Source organism: Streptomyces nogalater (assembly GCF_039532885.1).
In the GTDB taxonomy this organism is placed as follows: domain Bacteria; phylum Actinomycetota; class Actinomycetes; order Streptomycetales; family Streptomycetaceae; genus Streptomyces; species Streptomyces nogalater.
The window spans coordinates 320032-327473 of the sequence record NZ_BAAASM010000009.1 but is presented as its reverse complement, the minus strand read 5'-3'; the positions used below and the strand labels follow the sequence as shown (position 1 = coordinate 327473).

At 70.0% G+C, this 7442-nt stretch carries 6 protein-coding genes; 3 read left to right on the top strand and 3 right to left on the bottom strand.

Features of this window, described 5'->3' with window-relative positions; genetic code table 11:
• Positions 1–5: 5 nt before the first annotated feature.
• A complete protein-coding gene (locus tag ABD350_RS09545) occupies positions 6–443 on the bottom strand; it encodes a DUF3052 domain-containing protein (RefSeq protein ID WP_030776836.1) in 438 nt (145 codons plus the stop codon).
• 409 nt (positions 444–852) lie between these two features.
• On the opposite strand from ABD350_RS09545, the gene aceE reads away from it, so the two are divergent.
• Both aceE and ABD350_RS09535 read left to right on the top strand, forming a co-directional pair.
• Positions 853–3600: a pyruvate dehydrogenase (acetyl-transferring), homodimeric type gene (aceE, locus tag ABD350_RS09540; protein WP_344347411.1), complete on the top strand. Its 2748-nt coding sequence runs from the start codon at positions 853–855 to the stop codon at positions 3598–3600.
• Between the two features lie 127 nt (positions 3601–3727).
• Complete coding sequence (locus ABD350_RS09535) at positions 3728–4528, top strand: potassium channel family protein (RefSeq protein ID WP_344347409.1); 801 nt, start codon at positions 3728–3730, stop codon at positions 4526–4528.
• On the opposite strand, the gene ABD350_RS09530 is transcribed toward ABD350_RS09535, so the two are convergent.
• Together ABD350_RS09530 and ABD350_RS09525 are read right to left on the bottom strand one after the other, a co-directional pair.
• Complete coding sequence (locus ABD350_RS09530; RefSeq protein ID WP_344347408.1) at positions 4525–4830, bottom strand: small hydrophobic protein; 306 nt, start codon at positions 4828–4830, stop codon at positions 4525–4527. The two genes, ABD350_RS09535 and ABD350_RS09530, sit on opposite strands and share 4 nt — an antisense overlap.
• A 225-nt stretch (positions 4831–5055) precedes the next feature.
• Positions 5056–6675, bottom strand: coding sequence for an MFS transporter (locus ABD350_RS09525; RefSeq protein ID WP_344347407.1), 1620 nt, complete (start codon positions 6673–6675; stop codon positions 5056–5058).
• Between the two features lie 128 nt (positions 6676–6803).
• Between ABD350_RS09525 and ABD350_RS09520 the strand changes: the two genes are divergently transcribed.
• A complete protein-coding gene (locus tag ABD350_RS09520; RefSeq protein ID WP_344347406.1) occupies positions 6804–7430 on the top strand; it encodes a TetR/AcrR family transcriptional regulator in 627 nt (208 codons plus the stop codon).
• Positions 7431–7442 lie beyond the last annotated feature (12 nt).

Sequence of the window (7442 nt, the reverse complement as noted above, 5' to 3'; positions counted from 1 at the left end):
GACGGTCACCGCTTGGACTTGGCGGCCTTGGGCGTCGCCAGACGCGAGCCGCTCCAGTCCTTGCCGACGCTGACGCTCTTCGACGCCGTCAGACCGGCCGTCGTGGCGGCGTCCTGGATGTCGCTCGGTTCCACATACCCGTCACGGCCGGTCTTCGGCGTGAAGAGCAGGATGGCGCCGCCCTCTTCGATGTACGTGGTGGCATCCACCAGCGCATCCGTCAGGTCGCCGTCGTCGTCACGGAACCACAGCACAACGGCGTCGGCCACGTCGTCGTAGTCCTCGTCCACGAGGTCAGTCCCGGTGACCTCCTCGATGGCCTCGCGGAGCTCCTGATCGACGTCGTCGTCGTAGCCGATCTCCTGGACCACCTGCCCGGGCTGGAACCCCAGCCTGGCGGCAGGGTTCGTCCGCTCCTCCGCGTGGTCCGCGGTCGCGCTCACGGGTTGCCTCCTGATCATGTCTTTGTTGAGTATCTCAGCCACGCGCGTGCGCGAAGCATTGGCCGTAGTCCACACGGGCGGGACGGATCGCGCAAGTACCCGGCCGTCGGGACCGTCGAAACGGTGACGATCCCGGCCGTGTCGCCGCAACTCCTGGCACCGTATCGCGCTTTTCCCCCACCCACATCACGCCGGTGTGCCCGGTTTGCCCCGTTCGGAATCATCCTGGGTTACGTCGCTCGAACAATTTTGCCAAGCACGTCACACCCCGGGCGTATCGTTGCGTTTTGACCGGTGGTGCGCCGGCGGAGACGACCGTGGAGATGACGTACGCGTTCCCCAGGTCCACGATGGGGAACGGTGCAGGCAGCTGTAACGAGAACTGGCCCTCCGACAGGTAAGGAACAGCGTGGCTTCCGGATCCGATCGCAATCCGATCATCATTGGCGGCCTTCCGAGTCAGGTTCCTGACTTCGATCCCGAAGAGACCCAGGAATGGCTCGACTCCCTGGACGCCGCCGTCGACGAGCGCGGCCGGGAGCGGGCCCGCTATCTCATGCTGCGCCTGATCGAGCGCGCCCGCGAGAGGCGCGTGGCCGTGCCCGAGATGCGCAGCACGGACTACGTCAACACGATCCCCACCAAGAGCGAGCCGTTCTTCCCCGGCAACGAGGACATCGAGCGCCGGATCCTGAACGCCACCCGCTGGAACGCCGCCGTCATGGTCTCACGCGCCCAGCGGCCGGGCATCGGCGTGGGCGGCCACATCGCCACCTTCGCCTCCTCCGCCTCGCTCTACGACGTCGGCTTCAACCACTTCTTCCGCGGCAAGGACCAGGGTGACGGCGGCGACCAGGTCTTCTTCCAGGGCCACGCCTCCCCCGGCATCTACGCCCGCGCGTACCTGCTCGACCGGCTCACCGCGGAGCAGCTCGACGGCTTCCGCCAGGAGAAGTCGAAGTACCCCGACGGCCTGTCCAGCTACCCACACCCGCGCTCGATGCCGGACTTCTGGGAGTTCCCGACGGTCTCCATGGGCCTCGGCCCGCTCTCGGCGATCTACCAGGCGCGGATGAACCGCTATATGCAGGCGCGCGGCATCGCCGACACCTCGCGCTCGCATGTGTGGGCGTTCCTCGGCGACGGCGAGATGGACGAGCCGGAGTCGCTCGGCCAGCTCACCCTGGCCGCCCGGGAGGGCCTGGACAACCTGACCTTCGTGGTCAACTGCAACCTCCAGCGCCTCGACGGCCCGGTGCGCGGCAACGGCAAGATCATCCAGGAGCTGGAGTCGGTCTTCCGGGGCGCCGGGTGGAACGTGATCAAGCTGATCTGGGACCGCTCCTGGGACCCGCTGCTCGCGCAGGACCGGGACGGCATCCTCGTCAACAAGATGAACACGACCCCGGACGGCCAGTTCCAGACGTACGCCACCGAGTCCGGGGCCTACATCCGCGAACACTTCTTCGGCGACGACCACCGGCTGCGCGCGATGGTCGAGAACATGACCGACGACCAGATCCTGCACCTGGGCCGCGGTGGTCACGACCACCGCAAGATCTACGCCGCGTTCAAGGCGGCCAAGGAGCACAAGGGCCAGCCGACGGTCATCCTGGCCAAGACGGTCAAGGGCTGGACGCTGGGCCCGAACTTCGAGGGCCGCAACGCCACGCACCAGATGAAGAAGCTGACCGTCGACGACCTCAAGCGCTTCCGGGACCGGCTGCACCTGCCGATCTCCGACCGGGAGCTGGAGTCCGGCCCGCCGCCGTACTACCACCCGGGCCCGGACTCGGAGGAGCTCCAGTACATGCACGACCGCCGCCGGTCGCTCGGCGGTTACGTCCCGACGCGGGTCGTGCGCTCGCAGCCGCTCGCCCTGCCGGACGACAAAGCGTACGCGACCGTGAAGAAGGGCACGGGCCAGCAGTCCATCGCGACGACCATGGCCTTTGTCCGGCTCCTGAAGGACCTCATGCGGGACAAGGAGATCGGCAGGAGGTTCGTGCTGATCGCGCCGGACGAGTATCGCACGTTCGGCATGGACTCCTTCTTCCCGAGTGCGAAGATCTACAACCCGCTGGGTCAGCAGTACGAGTCCGTGGACCGGGAGCTGCTGCTGGCCTACAAGGAGTCGCCGACCGGCCAGATGCTGCACGACGGCATCTCCGAGGCGGGCTGCACGGCCTCGCTGATGGCCGCGGGCTCGGCGTACGCCACGCACGGCGAGCCGCTGATCCCGGTGTACGTCTTCTACTCGATGTTCGGTTTCCAGCGCACCGGCGACCAGTTCTGGCAGATGGCCGACCAGCTGGCGCGCGGCTTCGTCCTGGGGGCGACCGCCGGCCGTACGACCCTGACCGGCGAGGGCCTGCAGCACGCGGACGGCCACTCCCAGCTGCTGGCCTCCACCAACCCGGCGTGCGTGGCCTACGACCCGGCGTACGCCTACGAGATCGCGCACATCGTCCAGGACGGCCTGCGCCGGATGTACGGCGGCTCGCCCGAGCACCCGCACGGCGAGGACGTCTTCTACTACCTCACCGTCTACAACGAGCCCATCCGGCACCCCGCCGAACCGCCGGACGTGGACGTCGAGGGCATCGTCAAGGGCATCCACCGGATCGGCGAGGCCACCGGCGGCGCGATCCCGGCACAGATCATGGCGTCGGGCGTCGCGGTCCCCTGGGCCCTGGAGGCACAGCGGATCCTCGCCGAGGAGTGGAACGTCCGGGCGGACGTGTGGTCCGCGACCTCCTGGAACGAGCTGCGCCGCGAGGCCGTGGCCTGCGAGCAGCACAACCTGCTGCATCCGGAGGAGGAGCAGCGGGTGCCGTTCGTGACCCGCAAGCTGGGCGGCGCCGAGGGCCCGTTCGTGGCCGTGTCCGACTGGATGCGATCGGTTCCGGACCAGATCGCGCGCTGGGTGCCCGGCCCGTACCAGTCCCTGGGCGCCGACGGCTTCGGCTTCGCCGACACCCGGGGCGCCGCGCGCCGCTTCTTCCACATCGACGCCCAGTCGATCGTGGTGGCGGTGCTGACGGAGCTGGCGCGGGAGGGCAAGGTCGACCGGTCCGTGCTGAAGCAGGCCATCGACCGGTACCGGCTGCTGGACGTCTCCGCCGCGGATCCGGGGGCGGCCGGGGGCGACGCGTAGCCGTTGCCCTTGGCTTCGGCCGACAGGGGGTAGTGGGGAAGGCGCGGGCCGGCGGGGGCCGGTCGTCGCGCCGTTCCCCGCGCCCCTCAAGGGCCCGCGGCTCTTACCGTTTCCTACGATTGCGGCCATGGAACAGCTGTCCGCGCAGGCGCGGTGGGAGCGGTACACCGAGCGGCCGTTGCTGGGGCTCGCGGTGGCCTTCGCCGTGGCCTACGCGGTGCCGATCGTGGACGACTCCGCCGGGCGCTCGCTGACGGCCGTGTGCACGGGGGTCGAGTGGGTGGTGTGGGGGGCGTTCGCCCTGGACTACCTGGTCCGGCTGGCGCTCGCCCCGCACCGGAAGACGTTCGTACGACGCCACTGGCTCGACCTGTGCGCGGTGATCCTGCCGCTGCTGCAACCGCTGCGGCTGCTGCGGCTGGTGTCGACGCTGCTGCTGGTGGGCCGGCGGGCGCGGATGGCCCCGCAGATCCGGCTGACCACGTATGTCGTGGGGGCCGTGATCGGCCTGCTGATGTTCGGCTCGCTGGCGGTGCTGTCCGTGGAACGCGAGTCGCCGCACGGGAACATCCGGACGCTGGGTGACGCCGTGTGGTGGTCGTTTACGACGATGACGACCGTGGGGTACGGCGATCACGCGCCGACGACGGGGCTCGGGCGGATGATCGCCGTCGGGCTGATGCTCTCCGGGATCGCCCTGCTCGGTGTCGTCACCGCGAACATCGCCGCGTGGTTCATCTCGCGCTTCGAGAAGGACGACGTGGAGGAGCGGCGGCAGACGGAGGCGATCGCCGCCCTGGCCGAGGAGGTGCGGATGCTGCGCGCCGAGGTGGCGCGGCTGACGGAGGCGGAACCCCGAAGGGGCGCGGGCGGATGCGCGGCCGGCCACCGCCCGCCCGCGCCCGGCAACGGGTCGCCGGGCCTCTAGAGGAGGCCGTTGCCCCAGGTCGCCGCGCCCGCGAGGGCGATGACGGCGAGCAGGGTGTCGATGGCGCCCAGGACCAGGGCCACCAGCGCCGGTACATTGCGTTCGCCGGACCAGCTGCGGCCCATGGACTGCCAGCCGCAGAAGATCGCGACGGGACCGAGGACGATCCCCAGCGCGAAGAAGCCGGCCACCGCGCAGATGGCGCCGATGATCCCGAGCGTCGCGCGGTCCGGCCCGGTGCGCTGCCACGTCCGGCCGCGCGACCGGGGGTACCCGCGTGTTCCGTGCCCGAAGCCAGCCATCATCAACTCCCTGAGGCATCTGGACAGTTCGGCTTCACCATGCGAGTACCCCGGTTGCGCCGGAGCAGACCAGACGCGCTGTCCCCCTCCGACAGCGCGCGCCGCGGCCCCGTGGTCCTCCCATGCGCTGCGGAGGAGTTGACCCACTGTGACCTGCGGCGCGCGCCGGGAGCCAGCGATCTTGAGCGGAGTCACCCTGATGGGCGAACTCCGCCCGACGGTCCGTCAGATGTGGCCCACGCCCGCGCCCGCCTCCGCGTTCGCGCCGCGCTTGGTGAGCAGCGCGACGAGGACGGCGACCGCGGCCACGCCCGCCGCCACGAGGGAGGCGAGGCTCATGCCGTCGATGAAGGTGTGGTGGGCCACCGCGGTGATCTTCTCGGCTATGGGGGCCGGGGTGCCCTCGGCCACCGGCGCGACCCCCTGCTGGACCGCCTCGGCCGCCTGGTGCAGCTGCTCCGGGGGCAGCTTCGGCAGCCCGGCGTCCGCCCAGTTGTCGCCGAGGGTGTGGTCGACCTTGGAGGCCATCACCGCGCCCAGCACGGCCGTACCGAGGCTGCCGCCGATCTGCATCGCCGCCTGCTGGAGACCGCCCGCGACACCGGACAGCTCCATCGGGGCGTTGCCGACGATGACCTCCGTGGCGCCGACCATGACCGGGGCGAGACCGAGGCCGAGCAGGGCGAACCAGAGGGACATCAGGCCGCTGCCGGTGTTCTCCTCCAGCGTGGACATGCCGTACATGGCGATCGCGGTGACGGCCATGCCGCCCGCCAGCGGGATCCGCGGGCCGGCCTTGGTGATGAGGGCACCGGCCAGCGGGGAGCCGACGATCATCATGCCGGTCAGCGGCAGCAGGTGCAGGCCCGCGTCGATCGGGCTCATGCCGTGGACGTTCTGCAGATAGAAGGTGACGAAGAACAGGCCGCCCATGAACGCGATGGCCATCAGCACCATCAGGACGACACCCGCGGACAGCGCGACCGAGCGGAACAGCGCCAGCGGGATCAGCGGCTCCCGCACCCGCTTCTCCCAGAGGGCGAACAGGGCGAAGCCGACGACCGAGGCGATGAGGAACAGCCAGGTCTTGCCGTTGCCCCAGCCCCAGGCCGGGGCCTTGATGAGGGCCCAGACCAGGCAGAACATCGCGCCCGAGAGCAGGGCGATGCCGAGCAGGTCGAAGGAGCGCGGGGCGTTCTCGGCGCGGTGGTCGAGCAGGATCAGCGCGCCCAGCACCAGCGCGAGGGCGCCGACCGGCACGTTGATGAAGAACACCGACTGCCAGTTGACGTGCTCGACGAGGACACCGCCGAGGATCGGGCCGCCGGCGGTGGAGGCGCCGATGACCATGCCCCAGATACCGATCGCCATGTTGAGCTTCTCGGCCGGGAAGGTGGCGCGCAGCAGGCCCAGCGCGGCCGGCATCAGCAGCGCGCCGAACAGGCCCTGGAAGACACGGAAGGTGACGACCGCGGCGATGCTGTCGGACAGTCCGATGGCACCGGAGGCGGCGGCGAAGCCGGCGACGCCGATCAGGAACGTCTGCCGGTGGCCGAAGCGGTCACCCAGCTTGCCGGCGGTGATCAGGGAGACCGCGAGCGCCAGGAAGTAGGCGTTGGTGATCCACTGCAGCTGTGCCCAGCTGGCGTGCAGGTCCCTGCCGATGGCCGGGTTGGCGATGGCCACGATGGTGCCGTCGAGGGCCACCATCATGACCCCTACGGCGACGGTGATCAGCGTGAGCCACGGGTGGCCGCGCAGGCCCGCGGCCGGCTGCGGCCCGGACGGGGCTGCCGGCGCTTTGTCCCCCGGTCCCGTGGCGTCGATGGTGGTCTGACTAGTCATACACTCAGGTTAGTGACAGCCACTGACAGTTGACAAACCAATTCACTAGTCGGTTACTGACACGAAAAATGGGGGTCAATACCGGGCCGGACGGACGTTCCGCCCCTCGTTTCACCAGGAGAGTGGCCATGGAGACGCTGCGCGAGCGCAAGAAGCGGCGTACACGGGAATCGCTGCTGCGGGCCGCTCTGGAACTGTTCACCACGCAGGGCTACGAGCGCACGACCGTCGACGAGATCGCCGATGCCGTCGACGTCTCGCAGCGCACCTTCTTCCGCTACTTCGCGGGCAAGGAGGACGTGGCCTTCGCGGTCCAGGACATGGCGGAGGCGGCGTTCGTGGCGGCCGTCCGGGCCCGCCCGCCGCACGAGGCGCCGATGCGGGCCCTGCGGCAGGCGTTCCTGGAGAGCTGGGACGAGATGCGCGAGACCGTCGAGTCGGTCGTGCCGGTCGAGCTGCACCTGAACATGTACCGGACGATCGAGGCCGAGCCCGCGCTGCTCGCCGCCCGGCTGCGCCGGCTGGCCGCGACGGAGGAGACCCTGGCGCGGGTGCTGGCCGAGCGGGAGGGCGTCGACGTGGACACCGACCCCCGGCCCCGGCTGGCGGTGGCCGTGTTCGGCGGGGTGATGCGGATCACCGAACAGCAGTGGTGCACGAGCGAGGACTCCGGGCCCGAGGTGATCCGGTCGCTCACCACGTCGTACCTCGATCAGGTGGGTTCGGCGCTGACCGGAAACTGGCGGGCCGCCTGAGATCGTTGGCAG